Raw genomic sequence first — 22166 nt, 5'->3', positions numbered from 1 at the left:
TCAACAGAGACGCCTCTAGGAGGGAGGTGGATCTACGTTAGCCACAGGACGTGGCAGTAGTTAGTAGATCCTCTGCTTTTAGGGCTTTTCGTGTTTCCTTTATCTCATGCGGCGATGCACAGGAAGTGCTAGCGTCAACGTTAGTTCGTGCGTCGTGACTGTACTTAGTTGACGTACCTTTTCACCTGCGTCGCTAGACGGGCTCTTGCGACTTTCTTACAGAGTAAGAGTGTATAAAAATCTTTCCTTATTTGGATGGTGCTTTTATTTTTGTCTAGCTCCAGCGCCCAGCAACTCGTAAGTTTTCGCCCTCCTCCTTATGATAAGTCAACATCGAAGCCTGCGGCTTTTCGTGTTTCCTTTATCTCATACGGAGTGCTCAAGCCCCTTCGTTGCTAAACGGGCGCTTGCGCTTTTCTTATTATCTCGGTGTGTAAGTCGATAACGAGTACGGATAGGTATAATTAATTTCTTCCTCGAACGTAATATAGTCTAAGTAAATGGTTAACAGTAAGTAGCGAGTCCCTGTGTCTAAGTCACTTAAAATAATATGGTCTCTTCCTGCAGCTTCAATGATCCCCTTGAAAATCTTCGCATTCCATTCATTATTGTTTTCAAATGTCATATAAACAGTAGCGGGCTTGCCACGATTGAGTCGTAAAATATTTTCAATATAAGATTCTTCGAGTGGAAGCATTCCTGGAACGGAAGGTTGCGTTTGCGTTTGAGAACCTGGAACATATGGAATTTGAGTTCCGCTAGGGGTTTGTGGATAAGGATACGTACTTTGTTGTTGTGTACCTGTCGTTCTGAAAGGGTATTGATTATAAGGGAAAGACATGGTGAACCTCCTTATAAAATAGGTGTGAGTTTTTCTAAACTTTTGTCGTTAAACTAATAAACACTTGAACAATCTGAGTACGTAGGTGAATAAAAACAATGGGATTTAAAGCGACCGGAGTTATATTGATTAAACCATTGAGCGGGACATGGGCCCGAAGGTTTAAAAAACCATAAAGATACTTCAGCGGGATCATAGCGGTTGCCTTTTAATACTTTTCTAGCTAATTCGATATCTTTTTCCCTAGCAGCTTGGTAAAAATAGCCTTTGGTAGTGGCTTCAAATCCCCCAGGTGACTGATAAACCATCCTCTCTATTGTATTGATGTCTTTGAAATCTAGACAATCTCCTTTCACCCTGTTGACACCAACATTTCCAACAAGAAGCATGCCTAGCTGTCCATCGCCTTCAGCTTCCGCTCTCATCAGCCTTGCCAATAATTTAAGTTGTTTATCATTGTATTGGATAACAGCCATTTATTAATCCAACCTTTCTATTTTTTCTCTAAGGTTGATTCAACAATAAATAAGTTCTTTTCATTCAAATGTATGTCAAAGGAAGGAGTTGTATGCAAAATTTTGATTGGGATAGGAAGTAGTAGGTCTCTTTTTTGAAAGTTTAAGATGTTAGTTGGTTTTTAGCGCCCATAATTAAAAGCCATAAGACAAACGAAAATTCTGCAATATCGGCAGGTAAAGTGACGATCCAAGAAATAGAAGTAGCAATACTAGGAGAAAGGAAAAAGAAAAAGAAATCAATTAGATGGCTAAAACAACCAACTACCAATAAAACACCTAAAAATCTTGGGAAAAATCTTGATTTGTAAACGAGGTAACCAAGTGGTAATAACCAAAGACCGAAGAAAATTTGTGCAATACTATAACCATATGAGTGCATATCAAGAAAGAATAGTACCATACTATGGGATTGCTCTGATGAAAATCCACTAAAGTAAGTGGGCTCGTTGAGTATAATTAGCGCAGCAAATTGGTTCAACATATTGATGCACAGGATAGATACACTAGCTAATACGAAAAGAACCATAAATAATGAAACATTTGCATTAACTTTTTTGAAAAGGATATACAACACGAAAGACAAGAATAAAAAGGCGGTCATCATCATGAGGTCACTGACGAATCCTAAACGAAAAAGAGTCTCAGAATTCAAGATATTTTCAGCAGTTATTGAGGCGTTATCCTTTTGAATCAGCTTAGATCTCACAAAAAATTCTGCAAACACCCCACATACGATAAGAATTAAGTAGAAAAGTCCAGCAATTCTCGCAAGCTGTTTGTTTGAATACATGATTTCAAATCCTTTCATTATTAAAATGATTGTTTAAGTGAATGAGTATGTTGGAAAGACAATGATTATTACAGTAGGGGTTGTTTTGGGAATGGGATTTATGTTGGAATTGTTTTTGTTTAGTTTTTTCACTCACCTTATTGTTATTGTATTGTTTTAAATTAATAAAATCAATATCTATATTAATTTATTTAATATCTATATCAATTAATTAAACACTTTTTTCTACCATCAAAAAATGGAATACTTATACAAATAAAAAAGCCCCCCTTTTAGTGGGGCTTAAAACTTCCTTTTATACATGTAAAAATTGATGGACTTTTTCCTCTGATAATATATTACCAACAAAGAAGGAACCAAATTCGCCATATCGTGCGCTAACTTCATCAAAACGCATTTCATAAACAAGCTTTTTGAATTGAAGCACATCATCTGCAAATAAGGTAACGCCCCATTCATAATCGTCAAAACCTACAGAACCTGTTATCACTTGCTTGACTTTTCCAGCGTATTGACGTCCAATCATACCGTGACTTCTCATTAAACTTTTACGCTCTTCCATTGGGAGCATGTACCAATTATCATTTCCTTGTCTTCTTTTATCCATTGGATAAAAACATACATGATTGGCTTTTGGTAATGAAGGATATAGTCTCGCTCGAACATGTGGGTTCTCGTAAGGGTTCTCATCCCCAGGTAAATAATTGCTTAATTCAACTACAGATACATAAGAATATGTAGGAATCGTGTACTCAGCTAGTTTTGATTTATTAAAGGCCATTTCAATTTCATTAATTTCTTCAAGCGTTGGTCTTAATATCATTAGCATAAAATCGGCTTTTTGGCCAACAATGGAATATAAAGCTTGACTACCACGTTCCTCTTGTTCAGCGATATTCCATTTTTCTAATAAACCTAAAAATTCATTGATCGCTGCTTCTCTTTCATCGCTCGTTAAACTTTTCCATGCTGTCCAGTTTATTGCGCGGAAATCATGAAAAGAGTACCAGCCATCTAACGTCTGTGCGGCTTCATTTGAATGTTTTGTTTCACTCATTATTATCACCTCTGTTGGACAAAATGTTTATTTACAATTCTAACTATACCATAGTTACCCTCTATATTCCTTTAGTAGGGTCTTTATAACATAGTTCAACATTATAAAGCATAAAAATTTCGAATTAAAAGAATATTATTTGTAAGCGTTATTATTTGTACGTCTTTATTTTAATTTTAAAGTAAGTGAAGTATGCTATATGTGGACGATAATGTAGACGAACATATTTATTATGTAGAAGCTGAAGGAGGGTGAAGATGTGGCTGATTTATTTGCTACATTAAAAAAGAAAATAACTGGAAAAAACTTAAGGGTTGTTTTTCCTGAAGGATTAGATGAACGTATTCTACAAGCAGTAAGCCGCCTTTCAACAGAAGGATTACTAGAACCCATCTTAATTGGAGACGAAAAAATAATAAAAGAAAAAGCAAAAGACATAGATGTTTCAATTGAAGGAGTTAAAATATACAATCCTGAAAGGTATGAAAGCTACGAAGATCTTGTGCACTCTTTTGTTGATAGAAGAAAAGGAAAAGTAACAGAAGAGAAAGCAAGAGAAATATTAAAAGATGAGAATTATTTTGGCACCATGCTTGTTTACAAAGGTTTAGCAGATGGTTTAGTTAGTGGTGCAGCCCATTCAACTGCAGATACGGTTCGACCGGCATTGCAAATTATTAAAACAAAAGAGGGAATTAAGAAAACGTCTGGTGTGTTCATCATGGTCAGGGATGATGAAAAGTATGTTTTTGCAGATTGTGCGATTAATATCTCGCCAAATAGTCAAGATTTAGCTGAAATTGCGACGGAAAGCGCTCATACAGCAAAGATGTTTGATATTGACCCACTAGTTGCGATGCTTAGTTTTTCAACAAAAGGTTCCGCTCAATCACCGGAGACAGAAAAAGTGGTTGAAGCAAGCAAAATTGCAGCAGATATGAATCCGGACTTAAAAATTGACGGTGAGTTTCAATTTGATGCTGCATTTGTACCTGAAGTCGCTCAGAAAAAAGCACCTAATTCAATCATCCAAGGAGATGCAAATGTTTTTGTTTTCCCTAGCCTTGAAGCGGGGAAATATTGGTTATAAAATTGCTCAACGACTTGGGAATTTTGAAGCAATTGGACCAATATTACAAGGATTGAATTCTCCAGTTAATGATCTATCTAGGGGTTGTAATTCAGAAGATGTATATAAACTAGCCTTACTGACTGCGGCTCAAGTATTGTAGTAGGGATCATTTATTTCATTGATATAAAACAAAAAGTAGAATTTTAGTTTTAAGCTCAGGGATGTTTTCAGTAAAAAATTCCTGAGTTTTTCTTGGCTAACAATAAACTTTGTTACAGAGTAAGAAAGTATAAAAATCTGTCCTTATTCGGATGGTGCTTTTATTTTTGTCTAGCTCCAGCCCCCATTTTGCTTTGCTTTCTAAAGAGGTGTAGGAATGAACATAGAGCTATTAAAACAGCCGAAGTGGCGATTGATTGATCATTCGAGTATAGGTTTAACCTTTGATCCTAAGCATTCTTTTGCATATGACGATACATTATGTGCAGTAGTAGGAAAAGGAACAAATGCCCCAGTTGTAAGAACATGGGTTCATGAAAAAACCATAGTCTTAGGAATACAAGACACTCGTACTCCTCATTTATCAGAAGGAGTTAACTATTTACGTAAAGCTGGCTACAATGTGATTGTTAGAAACTCAGGTGGCTTAGCTGTTGTTTTAGATAAAGAAATTCTCAATATATCATTGATTTTTCCTGAAGAATCTATGGACATTAATCGGGGATATGATGCGATGTTTGCGCTAATGAAGTTAATGTTTGCTGATGATGACATAGAAATAAATGCTTTCGAAGTAGAAGGATCTTATTGTCCAGGAAGCTATGACTTAAGCATTCATTCAAAAAAATTTGCTGGGATTTCACAAAGACGTTTAAGAGGGGGGGTTGCTGTTCAAATATATTTATGTGTATCTGGTAGTGGAAAAGAACGTGCGGAGCATATTAAACGCTTTTATGAACTAGCTATTAATAATCAGCCAACGTCCTTTAAGTATCCAAATATCGTACCAGGCACAATGGCATCTTTATCTGAATTAATAGGCGTTCCACTATCAATCAATGATCTTATGTATAAATTGCTTGTTACATTAAAAGGCTTAGGAGCTGTCATCGTTCCAGAATCGTTTAATCCGGAAGAACTATCGCTATATGAAAAAAATGTAGATCGAATGAATAAACGGAATGACAAAGTATTCTATTAATTGTATTAGATGTTAATAAAAACCACAATAAAAAAGACTGGGTTATGACTCCAGTCTTTTTCAGGTTATTCCGCTACTTGCTCTAAGTTTCCGTTTCTATCCATCTTGAATTTTGTGGCTGCTCGCTCGTTCCTCTTCTTCTTCAAATAAAGCTAGTTTTCTCGCTCTATTCATAATCTTCATAAGCATTTCGTAATCTTCTTGAACGGCAACAGTGTCTTCTTTTAAAGAAGCAATTGTCTTTTCTTGTTCTTTTGTTTTCTGTACTAATTCTTGATTCTCAAGCTTCAAACGACTATTTTCATTTTGTAAAGTTGATACTTTTTTATCATTGAAAGATTGTAAGAAAGAAATGACTCTTTCCATTGTTAGCTCATCATTACTTGCCAACGGCACGCTAGGTTGAACCGTAGGCTTTTGTGATTCTTGTAACGCTTTTTCGAAGCTATGCAAGTCTGTCGTATACGTTGAAGGTTCTGGTTGGGATCTTTCTTCCTGGCTACTAGTAACTGATGACTCCATTTCTGGTGGTGTATAAAGTAATTGCTTTTTGGCTGGTTTTCCATTCCCTAAGCTACGCATTCTTTGTTTTCGTTGCTTTTTCGCTAATTGAAGAGCCTTTTCATAATTGTGTCGTACTTCTGCATTCCATCTGAAACCACAGGCTGCAGAGGTGCGGTTTAATTTGTCACCAACTTCCTCAAAAGCATTCAGCTGTGTACTTCCTTCTCTTACATGTCTTAAGACGGTTTCTGCTAATAACAAATCATCTTCTTCGGACCATGCATCTTGTCTTTGTTTCACTTATTCTCAACTCCCTAACAATCATTTTAGTGCTGTTCAAAAAGTGGTTAGATGACTTTGTCCACTATAAACGGTTGAGGACTCACTCTTGAACAAGCGTTTCCTTAAAGATTCACTACTAGTGCGTGTTCAAAAAGTAGGGGAAAAAGGACGCTGAAGAACGAGTCGACTGCTTAAAGGAACGCAGGCTAAGTTCAGTCACGTCCTGTGACAACTCCTGCGCTAGCCCGTCCTGGGCATCGAAGCACTCGCAGTGTACGTACAGTATGGTTCACGGGCTAAAGGAGGAACGTCAACTAATATCGGTCACGTCCTGTGACCAACGTTGACGCTAGCACATCGTGTGCATCGCCATCCTAGGGACAACGCCCGTGCTAGCCAATCCTGGCGTCGGAGTGTCGGAAAAGCAAACCAACAAAGTTATTCGACAGCAATTTTTTATGACTTTTTGAACAACCTCTACTAGCATTTTGTCCATCTCTTATTTTTTTATACAAGGATAGTAGATTTTTCTAAAAAGATCATAATGTATCAGTTTCTATTTTGTTTTTTGTCAGACCTTATTGAACTTAAATGTCTGAGCAGGGAGGATTTTGACACTTGATATAGCTAATCAGAACAGGTAAAATACCTGTTAGTGTCAACATGAGATGAAAGGGTTGTTAAACATGGGCAATGAATTCCGTGTTTGTGATGATTGCCAAGCAACAAACTTGAAAACTTTACTTCCTAAGTTGAAAACAGTAGATCCAAATGCAGCGATTGAAATTGGTTGTCAATCATACTGTGGACCAGGTCGAAAAAAATCTTTTGCTTTTGTCAACAACCGTCCCGTAGCAGCTCCAACAGAGGATGAATTAATTGAAAAGATATGCAAAAAATTAAAGTGAAACCATAACTTTTAGGAATAAAGTGAAGCTTAATCATCTATACATTCAAAAAAATCGCCTATGTATGAAACATAACACATGGGTGATTTTATTATTTTTATTCATTTTAAAAATATAAAATAAAAATGGTATATAATGAAAACTGAGTACACATGGAAGAGGGATAAAAAGGTGTCATATTCTGAAGAGAAACTTGATGAAGAAAAAGTCTTTAAAGACCCAGTACATCGATATATCCATGTTAAGGACCGCGTTATATGGGATTTAATAGGGACGAAAGAGTTTCAACGCTTAAGAAGAATTCGCCAGCTGGGGACGACTTTCTTAACGTTTCATGGAGCTGAACATAGCCGCTTCAATCATTCGCTGGGGGTTTATGAAATTGTTCGAAGAATTGTAGATAACGTGTTTATTGGACGTCCAGAATGGAAAGAGAATGAAAGACTTCTTTCGTTATGTGCTGCATTGTTGCATGATTTAGGGCATGGCCCTTTTTCTCACTCATTTGAAAAAGTTTTCCACTTTGATCATGAAGCTTTTACACAAGCGATTTTGCTCGGAGATACCGAAGTCCATCAAGTATTAAAACGAGTGGATCCCGTTTTCCCTCAAAAAGTGGCAGAAGTCATTGCCAAAACGTATAAAGATAAGCAAGTGGTCAGTTTAATTTCAAGTCAAATCGATGCTGACCGTATGGATTACCTTCAACGAGATGCTTACTACACGGGTGTCAGCTATGGTCACTTTGATATGGAGCGTATATTAAGAGTGATGAGGCCTAGGGAAGATCAAGTAGTCATCAAAAGAAGTGGGATGCATGCTGTGGAAGATTACATCATGAGCAGGTATCAAATGTATTGGCAAGTTTACTTTCATCCAGTAACAAGAAGTGCAGAAGTGATATTAACTAAAATTCTTCATAGAGCGAAGCAATTATACCAAGACCACTACAAATTCCAATATCCACCCACCCATTTTCATTCCATCTTTGTGGAGGATGTCACCTTAGAAGATTATTTAAAGTTAGATGAATCTGTTATTTTATTTTATCTTCAATCATGGCAACAAGAAGAAGATCCTATATTAAAAGATTTATGTAACCGATTTGTCAATAGAAGGTTATTTAAATATATAGAATATATTCCAAATAATGAACAGCTAACGAAGCTAGTTGAGTTAAGAGGGTTATTTTTAGAAGCTGGGATTGATCCAGATTATTATTTAATTTTAGATTCTTCTTCTGATTTACCGTATGATTTTTATCGACCAGGTGAAGAAGGAGAGAGAGTACCTATTCATTTAGCGATGCCAAATGGCAAATTAAAAGAATTGTCGAGAGAATCGGATATCGTCGATGCCATATCTGGAAAAAGACGTACGGATCATAAATTGTATTTTCCTTATGACTTTTTAAAAGACTTTTCGACAAATCCGTCAATCAAAAAAAAGATTTTAAGTATTTTACGATATAAGTAATGGTCAGAAAAGAGAAGAGGATAAAGAGGGGATGAAGGGATTGTTTGATCAGCACGCCAAATTAATGAAGGTATTTAATGATTGTCAACAAATTGTTGGACGAAAGAAGCTTCAAAAAATGATTTTTATTGCAAAGAAATTTCATATACCCTTTAACGAAAAGTTTGACTTTCATTTTTACGGTCCTTATTCTGAAGAACTAACACTTCAAGTCGAGGAGTTGTGTAATTTAGGGTTTGTTCATGAAACGAAGGAAAAAAAGGGTGGTTATTTTCAATATCTTTATGAGCTAACGGGAGCGGGAGAAGAATTTTTGAAACAACATGAAGTAAACCTTCCAGAAATCAGCTCTGCTATGGGGGATTTAAATAAACAATCCTCTCGCTTTTTAGAGTTAGTCTCAACCATTTTATACTTTGACTATTTACCGACAGAAGAAATCGTAGAGAAAGTAAAAACAGTGAAAAGTAAGCTGCGATTTACAGAAGAAGAGTTTGAACATGCTTTCCAATATATCGAACAGCTGAAAGAAAAGTTTGTATAGAATTGGTTCATAACTCCTCAGGGATTTCACTAATACTTGACGTGCTTAAAGAGTATATTAGAAATGAAAATATATTTTTTGAAGGAATTTTATTGTTTATGTTGAAGGTGTAATTCTAGGAGGTGTTTTACAATTGGATCGTTATAAAGTTACGTTTGAAATGACGAACGGAGACGAGCATAACTATTTGATTGATAGTGAATCATCAGAAACCGTTGAAAACTTAAAAAATAGTGAGAACGGTTGGATCGAAATCGAAGATCAAGGTGAAACTCACTTTATTAAAGAAGATAAAGTAACGAGATTCAAAATGATCTGCGTTTCCGACATTAGTTTACAAGAGATTTAATATTTTATACAAATAAGCACCCTTGAAGGGTGCTTATTTAAGTCTAGACATCTATATTGGCTTTAAGTAGACTGGAATCGAACAGCAAAGTCCGCGAAGGATAGTTTTAATAAATATTGTTTAGAGGAGATAATAATAATGGACTTTTTAGCTTATGATTTAGAGAGGCTCCCTTACGTAGCTGTAGCCCTTGTAATTGCTTTTACCCTACACGAATTTTCTCATGCGTGGGTGGCATCTCAATTTGGTGACCCTACCGCTAAAAATCAAGGGAGACTAACTCTCTCACCTTTGAAGCATCTTGATCCGATTGGAACCATTTTAATTTTTATCGCTGGCTTTGGTTGGGCAAAACCTGTTCCAGTTAATCGTTTTTATTTTAAAAACCCTAGAGTAGCTAGTATACTTGTTTCTGTTGCAGGACCTTTAGTGAATCTATTGATTGCTTTTATTGCTTACCTGTTACTAAATCCATCTTTAATTGGAAACATCCCTCAACCTTTCTCAGAAATTGTTTGGACGTTTTTAAATGTGGCTGCTTTCGTTAAATGTGTTACTTTTTGTTTTTAAACTTGTTGCCGTTACCACCTTTAGATGGTTATCGAATTGTTGAAGATATTGTTTCCCGAGAAATAAGAGCAAAAATGACTCGGTTTGAGCAATACGGAGCACTTGTTTTTTTAATTTTGGTGTTTACTCCATTAGGTAATTATACGATTTATCCGATCATGCGGAATGGTCAAGATTTTGTCTATAGTTTATTCCAGTTATTTGGTTGACGTTGCCTTATGTTAGAACAACCTCTATTATCTTAAGTAGAGGGTTACTTGCTGGAGAATCAAGAACAAAGAATTGGAGGTAGTGAGAATGGCTGAAGAGAAAAAAAAGAAAAACATTGGTTTTAATATCATAAAAAATGACCCGACAGACGGTCATGGTGGGTATGGTATTGGGGCGCTAAGTTTAGAAAATATATCGCCTGTTTTTATTGATGTTGAAGCAAAAGAGGCATTTGTAGATATTGGAGCGATGCATGCACGAAGCAGTGTTGAAAAAGGGATAAAATTTTTTACCAAATAAAGAAGAGGTGCCAAATGGAAAACCCTTCTGGCTAGTGTGGGTGACGATTGATCGACAAGAAGAAGGGCCTTATTATGCTGGTGTGACTGCTTGTGAGTTAACCGTAGATCGAGAAATTAGACGAGGATATAAGAATTTACCTGAGCATGTTAATTATATGGATAAATCAATGAAGAGAAAAATTATCGTTGATCATATGGATGAGTCTTCTAAAAAAGTGTTGGCACAGTTTTTAAAAAATCACGATGAGGGAATGTGGGGCCGTTCTTTAAAGGAATTAAAGGATCGTTTATTGTGACAATCTTGTGAACAATGTGTTATGTGATTGTGAATTACATAGGTTATTTAGTAAACTGAGTATAGTTTATAAAACTAGGACACGAAAAAGGCTCAATTTCCTTTTAGGAGATTGGGCCTTTTTCATTTCAGATCACTTGTTGACGTTAAACGGGCGATTGCGCTTTCCTTAAGGCCAGAATGGAATAAGATCTAGCCAAGATCTTTCTTTGTTTTCATTGAGCTGCTGGGTTTCCGTAGGAAGCTGATCGAATAGATGCTCCTTACAATAATTCTCTGGTTCCGTCCCCTCTATAAAGTAGGTAAGTCGGGAGACAGGGCATGCCTCAGTCGCTAAAAGGCCATTTTCAACATTGACCATAACCCCGACGACACCATCTGGAATTGGCGCTTCTTTAGGTGGATCTTCCTTTAACGCTTCTTCCATAAAATAAGCCCACATCTTTTTCGCATATTGAGTTTCTTCCGAAGACTCAATTTCTTTAGGATCATCATATCCAGTCCAAACACCAGCGACTAGGTTTTGGGAAAAACCAATCATCCAACTATCTGTTTGTGTAGAGCCAGATTTTCCAGCATACTGATGCGTTAAAAGGTCAGCAATTCCACTACCAGTTACTTTCGTGTAATCGTTTAATTGAGAATCGAACATACCCGTCATTAGATGAGTTGTGACAAAAGTGGTTTTAGGATCTAATTTTTGATTGGTTATTGGATTGAACTCATACAATAACTGCCCATTAGTGTCCTCGATCTTTGTTACGAAAACAGGTTCGATCTCTTTTCCACCATTAGCAAAATGACCATATCCATTCACCATTTCAATTAAGGTGACGGGAGAGGTTCCTAATGCAGCAGAAGGTACTTCTTTAATTGGGCTTTGAACCCCGAACTCCTTCACGCTATTTGTTAAGGTATCCATCCCTAAAAACATATGCATTTTGACAGCATAAATATTATCTGATAACGCAATAGCATGCATGAGATCAATATCATCGTATGCATAGTAATCATGGTAGTTACTAGGTTGGTATTTTTTCCTTCCGTCATCATAAGTGAAGACAGTAGGTTCACTTCTTAATGGCGTAACAGGAGTCACCCCTTCTTTAATCCCTCCATAATATAAAAATGGCTTGATGGTTGAACCAGGCTGTCTTTTTGCTTGAATGGCTCGATTAAATTGACTTTCTTCATAATCTCTACCCCCTATCATGGCTTCAACTTTCCCTGTTAAAGGATCCATTGCTAAAAATCCAAGCTGTATCGTTGATTCATCAGCAAAAATTTGTTTCATGTACTTCTCAGCTATTTGCTGTCTCTCTAAATTCAAAGAAGTATAAATCTTCAAACCTAGTGAATCTATTTTTTCACGATCTACATTTAAAATGTCAGCTGCTTGTTTAATGGCTTGAACTTGAAAGTAGGGGGCAACCATTTCATTAGATTGCTTTGTTTTTCCATTTAATACTATTTTTTCATTTAGAGCTTCCTCAAACTGAGCTTTAGTAATGAATTCTTCGTTGTACATTGATTGAAGGACACGTTCCTGTCTATTTTTTGCTTTCTCAAAGTTCGTCTCAGGTGAATAATAACTAGGACCTTTTGGAATCCCAGCTAATAGAGCGCTCTCCGCTACGGTTAATTCATGTGCATGTTTATTAAAGTAGTATAAAGAAGCCGCTTCTATTCCGTATAGTCCATGCCCATAATAAATGGTGTTTAAATACCCTTCTAATATTTCGTCTTTTTCATAATTCAATTCTAATCGAACGGTGTAAAAGGCTTCCTTTACCTTCCTGACCCATGTCTTTTCATTTGATAGAAATAAATTTCTAGCGTATTGTTGCGTAATGGTACTTGCTCCTTGTACCTTCGCCATTGCTTTAAGGTCGGCAATAACTGCTCCACCCATTCGTATAATGTCAAAACCATGATGCTGATAAAACTTTCGATCTTCCGTTGCAATCGTTGCATTAATTACGTCTGTTGATATTTGGTCTAATGGAACCCAATATCGTTTTTGATTAGTAGTCTCTCCAATTTTTTGTTCATCCTCAGCATATATTATGGTTGATTGAGGAACGAAAAGAGAAGGAGGACCTTGAATTTTGGCAATGATAATTACTACCAACAAAAGGCATAAAAAGAAGGTCGTTGCGATTGCGCTTAAAAATAAAAAAGCACGTAATAGTTTTACGGTTTTTTTAAATCTTTTTGTTGTTATGACCTCCATAAAATTCGCTCCTTCATATTAAGGGGAAATGCTTTTAGTTTTATTATTTAAGTATGGTACTTGCTAAAATTTTTTAAACCTATTATTCCTATTAAATCTTGATTTTTTGCTAGATTACTCTATACTTTTTCTGAGGCTAGTATGGTAGGCTAGAGCGAGGGTACAATAAGGTCGATTAGAAACCCTAGAGGATTTATTATTGTTAGAAGAAGGGAAGATTGAAATGTCAGGACTTTGGTATACAGAAAAGCAAACGAAAAATTTCGGCATTACAATGAAAATTAAAGAAACTTTACATACAGAGCAAACAGAATTTCAAAAACTTGAAATGGCTGAAACAGAAGAGTTTGGGAATATGCTGTTCCTTGATGGAATGGTGATGACTTCTCAAAAAGATGAGTTTGTCTATCATGAAATGGTTGCTCATGTTCCGCTATTTACCCATCCTCGTCCAGAAAATGTATTAGTAGTAGGTGGCGGAGATGGTGGCGTTATACGTGAAGTGCTAAAGCATAAAAGTGTCAAAAAAGCGACGTTAGTTGAAATTGATGGAAAGGTCATTGAGTATTCAAAAAAATACTTACCTGAGATTGCAGGACAACTTGATGACCCTCGCGTTGAGGTAAAAGTAGGTGATGGCTTTATGCACATTGCTGAAAGTGAAGGCGAATATGATGTAATTATGGTCGATTCAACAGAGCCTGTCGGTCCAGCCGTGAACTTATTTACAAAAGGCTTCTATGCAGGAATTTCAAAAGCGTTGAAAGACGATGGTATTTTTGTAGCTCAAACGGACAACCCATGGTTTACCCCTGAGCTCATTAAGAACGTTCAAAAAGATGTGAAAGAGATATTCCCAATCACAAGATTATATATGGCAAATATCCCAACTTATCCAAGTGGCCTATGGACGTTCACAATTGGGTCGAAAAAATATGATCCACTTGAAGTAAAAGAAGAACGTTTCCATGAGTTAGACACAAAGTACTATACAAAGGATCTTCATAAAGCATCTTTTGTTTTACCTAAATTTGTTCAAGATTTAGTGGAGTAGGGAGAGGAAAGAACATGAAATTCGATGAAGCATATTCAGGGAATGTATTTATTAAAAGTCACCCTAACTTTGAAGAAAGTGAGGCTGTCATTTATGGCATGCCGATGGATTGGACGGTTTCTTTTAGGCCTGGATCAAGATTTGGGCCTGCTCGTATACGTGAGGTATCCCTCGGTTTAGAAGAGTATAGTCCTTACATTGACCGCCATTTAGAAGAGGTCAAATATTTTGATGCTGGAGATATTCCTTTACCTTTTGGCAATCCACAAAGAAGCTTGGACATGATTAAAGAATACGTTACAAGTCTATTAGAAAAAGGAAAATTTCCGATAGGTCTTGGCGGGGAACATCTTGTATCGTTACCGATTTTTAAAGCAATGGTTGAAAAATATCCCGATATGGCCGTTATCCATATTGATGCCCATGCTGATTTAAGAGAGGATTATGAAGGGGAGCCTTTGTCACATTCAACTCCGATTCGTAAAGCGTGCGATTTATTAGGGGCGGAAAACGTTTATTCTTTTGGCATTCGTTCGGGTACACAGGAAGAGTTTGAATTTGCTAAGAAATCAGGTATGCACATGTCTAAATTTGACGTAGCAGAGCCCTTAAAGAAAGTGTTACCAGAGCTTGCTGGAAGAAAGGTCTATATAACAATTGATATCGATGTTCTAGATCCAGCTCATGCACCTGGTACAGGAACCGCTGAAGCGGGTGGCATTACTTCGAAGGAATTACTGGAGGCAATTACCGCTATTTCAAACTCAGAGGTTCAGATTATCGGCTGCGATTTAGTTGAAGTTGCTCCTGCTTATGATCACTCTGAACAAACTCAAATTGCTGCAAGTAAGTTTGTTCGTGAAATGCTATTGGGATGGGTAAAAAAACAACCGAAATAGATCAAGGGAAGCACGGTTTTATTAACCGTGTTTTTCTAATTCAATTTCAAAGGTGATCTAGCACCAAGATTTGCTCCCGTTCCTCATGCCTTCGTCACTAAACGGTCGCTTCCGCTTTTCTTATTGTCTAGCTCCAGCGCCCAGCGACTCCGACGCACACGATGTGCTAGCGTCAACGTTAGTCACAGGACGTGACTGTTCTTAGTTGACGTTCCTTTTTCACCTTCGTCGCTAAACGGTCGCTTCCGCTTTTCTTTACATACTTGAATTGAGTCCTTCTGTTCCTTTATAATTAAAAGGTTATCGAAATTATTGATATAAATTAAGGGAGTGTCTACTTTGAATAAGACACAAATTAAATTACATATAAAAAACAAGATAAATAATGGACATGACGAAGATACCATTGAATTTCATACAACGGGTGTATTTTATAAAAAAAATGACCATATTTTTTTAGTATACGATGAAGTGCAGGATGATGAGGTCATTCAGACAACAATTAAAGCTTCTGAAGAAAAAGCGTTAATTATGAGGTCGGGTGCTGTTAGTATGAAGCAACGATTTCAAGAAGGAGAGAGCTCTTCAACTCTGTATAAGACAAAATATGGGAATTTAAGGTTAGATGCTTACACTAAGTCTCTTAAAGTAGAATCAGACAATCAAAAGGGAGCCATTTATATTCAATATGAATTGGATATGGATGAAGGGCAAAATCATTTACATACATTATCCGTTACGTACAAGGAGGAGAACTGAATGAATATTGTGGAAGAAAAGAAGGAACAGCTGAAGGCAGAAATTAAAAAAGCCGTTTTATCCGCTAGCCTTGCGACTGAAGACCAAATACCAGACGTCATGTTGGAGCTTCCAAAAGAAAAAGCTCATGGAGACTATTCAACGAATATGGCTATGCAATTAGCAAGAATCGCGAAAAAACCCCCAAGAAAAATAGCGGAAGACATTGTTGCCCATTTGGATACGAGCACGGCATCGATTGAAAAAGTAGAAATTGCCGGACCCGGATTTATTAACTTTTATTTGGACAATCGATATTTAACGGACCTTGTCTCTACAATAATTCAGAGTGGTAGTGATTACGGTTCCGTTAATGTTGGACAAGGACATAAAATTCAAAATGAGTTTGTGTCGGCAAACCCAACTGGAGACCTGCATTTAGGACACGCAAGAGGCGCCTCATTAGGGGATGCGCTCTGTAATATTCTTGAAAAGGCAGGGTATGATGTTTCTAGAGAGTATTATATTAATGACGCGGGCAATCAAATCAATAATTTAATGTATTCTGTTGAAGCCCGTTATATGCAAGCGCTTGGCCAAGACTTCCCTATGCCTGAAGATGGTTACCACGGGAAAGACATTATTGAAATTGGTCAATGTTTGGCAGATGAATATGGGGATAAATTTGTTGAAGCAAAAGAAGATCGTTTAAGCTTTTTTCGTGAGTATGGTCTCCAATATGAATTAGAAAAACTAAAAATAGACTTGGAAGAATTCCGTGTCCACTTTGATGTTTGGTACCCAGAAACGTCTCTATATAAAAGTGGGAAAATTGACGAGGCACTTACAATCCTTAGAGAGAATGGTCATTTGTATGAAGAGGAAGGAGCGACTTGGTTCCGCTCAACGACATTCGGTGATGATAAGGACCGTGTTTTAATTAAGAAGGATGGAACATATACGTATTTAACACCTGATATCGCTTATCATAAAGATAAGTTAGATCGAGGATTTGATACATTAATTAATGTATGGGGCGCGGATCATCATGGGTATATTCCAAGAATGAAGGCTGCTATACAAGCGCTAGGTTATGATAAGGAGACACTTGAGGTGGAGATCATTCAGCTCGTTCATCTTTATCGTAATGGGGAAAAAGTAAAGATGAGTAAGCGAACAGGGAAAGCAGTCACGATGCGGGAACTCGTTGATGAGGTCGGCCTTGATGCGGTTCGTTACTTCTTTGCCATGAGAAGTGGAGACACTCATCTCGATTTTGATCTAGACTTAGCTGTATCAAAATCAAATGATAACCCTGTATATTATGCACAGTATGCACATGCTCGTATATGTAGTATGCTTCGTCAAGGAGTGGAGCAAGGATGGTCTTTTGAGGACAATAGTTCTTTGGAGGAATTAATTTCTGAAAAAGAAATCGAGCTTCTTAAGCTATTAGGAGGGTTTCCTTCTGCCATTGCAGAGGCAGCAGAGAAGCGAATTCCACACCGAATCACGAACTATATATATGAACTTTCTTCTGCTCTTCATAGCTTTTACAATGCTGAAAAGGTCATAGACATAGACAATCAAGAAAAATCAAAAGCCCGCTTAGCTTTGATGAAGGCGACTCAAATTACATTGAAGAACGCTCTTAAATTGATTGGCGTTTCGGCACCAGAAAAAATGTAAGATGAATGAACTCTCTTAGGTTGAACTAAGAGGGTTTTTTATATCTGAATCATTTTTTGAATTATCACTAAATATTCTGTATATTAATCTATATACTACATTCAGGAAATTTGAATGATATAGAAACTAAAAATAACCGTTTTCAATTCTTAACCACAAAGGAGATTGGAATTTGGAAATAAAACAAATAAATCCAGAACAAACATTGTCTCTACGTCATAAACAATTACGCTCACATTTAACACTAGAAGAATGTGTTTATAATGGAGATTACGAAGAATCCACCGTTCACCTTGCTGCAATTGAGCAAGAAAAAATCATAGGCATCGCCTCTTTCTATGAGGAGAAATGTTTAGCGATGCCGAGTAAAAGGGCTTATCGGTTAAGGGGAATGGCAGTAGATAGTGAATATCAGGGTAATTCAATAGGGTCTCAAATTATTGCGTATGCTGAAGAGAAGCTACGTCGCCGTGGAGTAGAAGTCGTTTGGTGTAACGCCCGTCTGAAAGCACTAAACTTTTATAAAAGAAATGGCTTTACTGTGTCAGGAGATAAATTTGAAATTCCTTTTATCGGTTCCCACTTCGTGATGAAAAAAGAACTAAAAGAAACGGCAGGAAATCATTATTTAACAAGTATTGAAAAAGAGTTTAAAGCTATAAAGAGAAAAGCCGACCTAGCCATTGACCAACTTTCTATAGAAGAGCTTTATTGGAGGCCTCATGAGCATACAAATAGTATTTCGACTATTATGAAACATTTAAGTGGCAATATGCATTCAAGATGGACAAATTTTTTACATTCAGATGGTGAAAAACGAGATAGACAGCGAGATTTAGAGTTTGAGGAATTCGTCATGACGAGAGAAGAAATGTTGGATTATTGGGAAAAGGGATGGTCTTGTTTATTCTCGACGATTTCTTCTCTTACAGAACATGATTTGTTAAAAGAAGTAACCATTCGAAATGAACCACATACCGTCATTCAAGCACTTTTAAGGCAGTCGACTCATTATAGCAGTCATGTTGGGCAAATCCTATCTATCGGAAAACAGTTGAAAGCAGAAGGGTGGAAAAATCTCAGCATTCCTAAAGGAGAGTCAGAGTCTTTTAATCAAAAGAAAATGGGCGAAAGTCATTGAGTTAAGTTAGAGAACAGTATCAGTTTCTTATAGAGGATGATACTGTTCAAAATCTAGTAGCATTCTTTTTCTTTCAGGTGAGTGACGAGCTGTCTTCTTCCTCTATGAATCTTTGTTTTAATCGTATTCAAAGGAAGGTTGATTTTTTGGGAGATGTCATTATACGAATACCCTTGTTGTCTTAATAACAAAATAACCTTCGTTTGTTGGTCGAATGAATCTAACGCTTCCTTTATATCAGAAGTAGTTTGTTTACTTAATAAATTCGCTTCCGGTGTACGGTAATATTCTTGTAGGTTCACTTCGAAGCAATGTTCCTGCATATGCTCTAAAAGATCTATATTTCTCTTCACCATCCGCAGGTGATCAGTCGCCATATTTTTAGCCACGGTCGTAACCCAAGCCTCAATGTTGTCTGGCATTTGGTGTGTTTGTAGGTATTTATAAATTTTAATGCAAGTATCTTGGACGATATCATCTACTAAAGATGGATTTTTCACAATAAAAAAAAACGGTTTTTTCAATATGCTTACGATGGGATATTAGAATTTGGACAATATCACTTTCTTCCATCCCCAGGCCCCTCTCTAACGTAATAATGTTATATATGTATATACGCTGCATTTATTTAGAAGTTTCATTAAATTGTTTTAAATTTTAAATGCTGTTAATCTTTGTAGTGTCAATGTAACATTTCTGTAAATTCAAATGTTTACAACAATGAAACAAAAATAATGAGCGATGGGGATGGAGAACTTATAAAAGTATTAAAATGGACTGGATCTATTAGCATCATCGATGTCACAGAACGTGACTGTACTTAGTCGCCTCATCCTTTCTCTATTTTTTCGTAAATAGATGGGCGATGCTGTTTGCTCCAATCCATAACTCGAAGAACAGATTGTTCCTTTTTCTTAGCTTCAAACATCATGTCAATCGGTTGGTCACCTAGTAAGTTCATAAATTCTATAAAGTCCTTCTCTAAAATATAGTTGTGATGAGAAGGGTCTGTTTTACTTTTTTGACCTGAACTAATATGGACTTTAGGAGTATTTGTCCAAGAACTAAAAATAATCGGGAGTAAAGTAGTAATGTTTTCAGGTGCCGGATTACAATTATGATGATGAATATCGAAGCAAATAGAGGCTCCGCTCATTTCGTATATATCAACAAGATCTTTAGCATGAAACGTATGATGATCATTTTCAAACCTTAGCCTTTTCTTTATCTTTTCTTCTAATTTTTCATACGCATGGACGAGTCGTTTTTTTGAAGATTCTTTATCGCCATATGCTCCGCCAACATGTAAGATGATATCTTCACCGTCTACTAAATCCATCAGGTGAGAGTGGTATTGTAAATCAAGGGTCGCATTAGCTACGACTTCCTCTCGTTTCGAATTGAGAATGGTATATTGGCCGGGATGGCAGCTTAATCTCAATCCGTGTTTCTTTCGTATAGCTCTAATTTCTTCTGTTACTTCTAAAAGATCGTCATCCTCATACCATTTCCATTCGTTTGTTATCGGATGAGAAGCAAATGGAATTAAATCACTTGAGAGACGATAAAAAAGAATGCCATGTTCAACATTCCAATTCAATGCACTGACCACTTGCTGAAGATTGTGTAAAGCAAGTTCTTTTATTTTTTGAAATCCTTCCGTTTGTATGGTTTTTAAGCGACAAGTTCTAAACTTGGTCGGTAAAGTCGTGTTGATACATGCATATCCGAGTTTCAATGCCTATCACCTTTCTATAGGAAAGGAGAGATCAGACGAGCAATCCACTCCTTCCAAAATTCTTTCTTCCTTCTTTTTTGTAATTCTTTTATGGTTAACTCTACACATTCATTTAAATCGTTTTGGATCGATTTCTTTACTAAGGTAATAAAAGACGGGTCATAAATAAAGCAATTCATTTCCTCGTTGAGATACAAACTTCGTTTATCAAAATTAGCTGTTCCAATATCACATACAATGTGATCAACGATGAATACTTTCGAATGATAAAACCCTTGATAGTATTCCCAAATTTCTCCCCCTACTACTAATAATGACTGTAAATATGGATAGGAAGCTTGTTTAACAAGAGGATGGTCTTCTCTTAATGGAACGATGACTTTGACAATAACGCCTCTTTCGATAGCAGATTGAAGCTCATAAAGTAACTGCTTACTTGGAACGAAATAAGGTGATCCAATAATTAGTTCTTCTTTTGCTTGGCGTATTAAGTTCAGAAATTGTTCTTCAATACCGATGCCCGTGGTACTGAGAAATTGTAAAAGAGTTTCCCCTTTTAATAAAGGTCGGTTATGGTAAAGAACTTTATCTCCTGTAGCTAAATCCCAATCTTTGGAAAACTGAGCTTGTAAATCTAACACACCTTCACCGGTAAGACGAAGATGATAATCTCTCCAAAAGCCAAGCTCTGGATTTTTTCCAATGTATTCATCTCCTATATTAAATCCTCCATGATAGCCAATCTTCCCATCAATAATGGTGATTTTTCGATGGTTTCTCCTTTGTAGGGAATTAAAAAAGAATGGGAAGGAAGGGAAATTAGCGAATGCTACATTCACCCCATTTGATCTTAAGGTGTTAACTGTTTTTTTCTTTAATGAAAAAGAACCTACAAAGTCTAAAAGAAGAACGACTTCTATTCCGCTATTCGCTTTTTCAATAAGAAGATTAAAAAATGTATTGCTGATTTGATCATTTTTGACGATGAAAAACAATATGTGGATGGATTGTTTGGCGGATTGGATATCATTGAAAAGAGAGTCGTAAAAAGATTTTCCCTCATCAAAAAAAATAACCTCACTCTTTCTTAAGGGAAAAACAATACTCTTATTGTTATTTGTCATATTTTTCATTCCAATAACAAGTTCAAAATATAACAGCAAAAGAATAAGGAAGGTTGCTATTAGAAGAAGCATTTTGATCACCTTTGATTTAATATTTTGGTGAGTGGTTCCTGTTAGGTTGTCCTTCTTTTCTTTTTCTATGAAATGGAGATGGAAGTTGGTTGATTGATGAGGTTATGGTTTTGTAAGATGGTTGTGGTTGGATTTATTGTTAATGATAAGTATGTCTCTACTCTAAATAAATATTATGGTATAATATGTAAAAAATCTTAAAGACTGATCGACATAGATTTTGATTTATTGAAATAATTAACATTATAAAGAAAATTATACCACAAATCCTTTTTGAATTCTCCTGATTTATTGACTTCCAACAATGGAATATACCATAAAATATAAAGCTGTCTTTAAGGTAGCTTATTCATTAAATGTAAGCGTCAAGTTAATCTCTACATACTATTTACGTTTAACCCGTGAGATAATCTCCTTACAACATTAGATATAGAGGAGGTTTTTTTATGAAAAGAAGGCTAAAACGGTATAACTTTCTTTAAAACGATACATCTTTCTTATTAAAAGTAAGCCCCGAGATTGTGAAAAACTTGATTTCCAAATATTAAAGTAGATTTTA

Annotated in this window: 18 protein-coding genes and 4 pseudogenes; 13 read left to right on the top strand and 9 right to left on the bottom strand. The window is 36.3% G+C overall.

All coding sequences use genetic code 11. The features are described 5' to 3' along the window. Positions 1-421: 421 nt before the first annotated feature. From gerQ to hemQ, 4 genes are all read right to left on the bottom strand, one after another. A complete protein-coding gene (gene gerQ, locus LC087_RS12935; protein ID WP_226541226.1) occupies positions 422-841 on the bottom strand; it encodes a spore coat protein GerQ in 420 nt (139 codons plus the stop codon). Positions 842-894: 53 nt separating this feature from the next. Continuing rightward, positions 895-1317, bottom strand: a complete 423-nt coding sequence (locus LC087_RS12930) for a cell wall hydrolase (protein ID WP_226541225.1) — start codon at positions 1315-1317, stop codon at positions 895-897. Positions 1318-1459: 142 nt separating this feature from the next. Next, entirely contained in the window at positions 1460-2149 is a 690-nt protein-coding gene (locus LC087_RS12925; RefSeq protein ID WP_226541224.1) for a DUF4386 domain-containing protein, read from the bottom strand. Positions 2150-2444: 295 nt separating this feature from the next. Further along, positions 2445-3206, bottom strand: a complete 762-nt coding sequence (hemQ, locus tag LC087_RS12920) for a hydrogen peroxide-dependent heme synthase (RefSeq protein ID WP_226541223.1) — start codon at positions 3204-3206, stop codon at positions 2445-2447. Positions 3207-3465: 259 nt separating this feature from the next. Between hemQ and pta the strand changes: the two are divergent. Together pta and LC087_RS12910 are read left to right on the top strand one after the other, a co-directional pair. Further along, a pseudogene (gene pta, locus LC087_RS12915) lies at positions 3466-4438 on the top strand (phosphate acetyltransferase). Positions 4439-4654: 216 nt separating this feature from the next. Then, positions 4655-5479 carry an octanoyl-[GcvH]:protein N-octanoyltransferase gene (locus tag LC087_RS12910; RefSeq protein ID WP_226541221.1) on the top strand — a complete coding sequence of 275 codons (825 nt, stop codon included), beginning with the start codon at positions 4655-4657 and terminating at the stop codon, positions 5477-5479. A 65-nt stretch (positions 5480-5544) separates the two neighbouring features. Here the strand turns inward: LC087_RS12910 and LC087_RS12905 are convergent. Next, positions 5545-6283: pseudogene (locus tag LC087_RS12905) on the bottom strand (RsfA family transcriptional regulator). Between the two features lie 668 nt (positions 6284-6951). Here LC087_RS12905 and LC087_RS12900 point away from each other — a divergent pair. The 6 genes and pseudogenes from LC087_RS12900 (at position 6952) to LC087_RS12875 (ending at position 10920) form a co-directional block, all read left to right on the top strand. Then, complete coding sequence (locus tag LC087_RS12900) at positions 6952-7173, top strand: YuzB family protein (protein WP_226541218.1); 222 nt, start codon at positions 6952-6954, stop codon at positions 7171-7173. Between the two features lie 171 nt (positions 7174-7344). Further along, on the top strand, positions 7345-8649 hold the full coding sequence (locus LC087_RS12895) for an HD domain-containing protein (RefSeq protein ID WP_226541216.1): 1305 nt from the start codon (positions 7345-7347) through the stop codon (positions 8647-8649). Positions 8650-8689: 40 nt separating this feature from the next. Beyond that, positions 8690-9193: a YwgA family protein gene (locus LC087_RS12890; RefSeq protein WP_226541313.1), complete on the top strand. Its 504-nt coding sequence runs from the start codon at positions 8690-8692 to the stop codon at positions 9191-9193. Between the two features lie 133 nt (positions 9194-9326). Beyond that, the gene (locus LC087_RS12885) at positions 9327-9542 is read left to right on the top strand and encodes a hypothetical protein (protein ID WP_226541215.1); all 216 of its coding nucleotides are present in this window, start codon (positions 9327-9329) and stop codon (positions 9540-9542) included. A gap of 138 nt (positions 9543-9680) precedes the next feature. After that, positions 9681-10321, top strand: a pseudogene (locus LC087_RS12880) (site-2 protease family protein). A gap of 88 nt (positions 10322-10409) precedes the next feature. After that, positions 10410-10920: pseudogene (locus LC087_RS12875) on the top strand (YwhD family protein). Between the two features lie 168 nt (positions 10921-11088). Here the strand turns inward: LC087_RS12875 and LC087_RS12870 are convergent. Beyond that, entirely contained in the window at positions 11089-13152 is a 2064-nt protein-coding gene (locus tag LC087_RS12870; protein WP_226541212.1) for a transglycosylase domain-containing protein, read from the bottom strand. A gap of 223 nt (positions 13153-13375) precedes the next feature. On the opposite strand from LC087_RS12870, the gene speE reads away from it, so the two are divergent. The 5 genes from speE to LC087_RS19730 all read left to right on the top strand — a co-directional run bounded on the left by speE (position 13376) and on the right by LC087_RS19730 (position 18673). Next, positions 13376-14206 (top strand): spermidine synthase, encoded by an 831-nt coding sequence (gene speE / locus LC087_RS12865; protein ID WP_226541311.1) that lies wholly within the window; start codon positions 13376-13378, stop codon positions 14204-14206. A gap of 14 nt (positions 14207-14220) precedes the next feature. After that, the gene (gene speB / locus LC087_RS12860) at positions 14221-15105 is read left to right on the top strand and encodes an agmatinase (RefSeq protein WP_226541211.1); all 885 of its coding nucleotides are present in this window, start codon (positions 14221-14223) and stop codon (positions 15103-15105) included. 339 nt (positions 15106-15444) lie between these two features. Beyond that, a complete protein-coding gene (locus LC087_RS12855) occupies positions 15445-15864 on the top strand; it encodes a YwiB family protein (protein WP_226541210.1) in 420 nt (139 codons plus the stop codon). Next, positions 15865-17532 (top strand): arginine--tRNA ligase, encoded by a 1668-nt coding sequence (gene argS, locus LC087_RS12850; protein WP_226541209.1) that lies wholly within the window; start codon positions 15865-15867, stop codon positions 17530-17532. Positions 17533-17704: 172 nt separating this feature from the next. Beyond that, the gene (locus LC087_RS19730; RefSeq protein ID WP_371932596.1) at positions 17705-18673 is read left to right on the top strand and encodes a GNAT family N-acetyltransferase; all 969 of its coding nucleotides are present in this window, start codon (positions 17705-17707) and stop codon (positions 18671-18673) included. 53 nt (positions 18674-18726) lie between these two features. On the opposite strand, the gene LC087_RS12835 is transcribed toward LC087_RS19730, so the two are convergent. The 3 genes from LC087_RS12835 to cls all read right to left on the bottom strand — a co-directional run bounded on the left by LC087_RS12835 (position 18727) and on the right by cls (position 21607). Further along, positions 18727-19173, bottom strand: a complete 447-nt coding sequence (locus tag LC087_RS12835) for an RNA polymerase sigma factor (protein WP_306019630.1) — start codon at positions 19171-19173, stop codon at positions 18727-18729. A gap of 329 nt (positions 19174-19502) precedes the next feature. Then, complete coding sequence (uvsE, locus tag LC087_RS12830; RefSeq protein ID WP_226541207.1) at positions 19503-20411, bottom strand: UV DNA damage repair endonuclease UvsE; 909 nt, start codon at positions 20409-20411, stop codon at positions 19503-19505. A gap of 14 nt (positions 20412-20425) precedes the next feature. Continuing rightward, a complete protein-coding gene (gene cls, locus LC087_RS12825) occupies positions 20426-21607 on the bottom strand; it encodes a cardiolipin synthase (RefSeq protein WP_226541206.1) in 1182 nt (393 codons plus the stop codon). Between the last annotated feature and the right edge of the window lie 559 nt (positions 21608-22166).

Source organism: Bacillus carboniphilus (assembly GCF_020524035.2).
GTDB lineage: Bacteria > Bacillota > Bacilli > Bacillales > JAIVKR01 > Bacillus_CC.
Note: the sequence above shows the minus strand (reverse complement) of the source record. Positions and strands in the feature narration are given on the sequence as shown.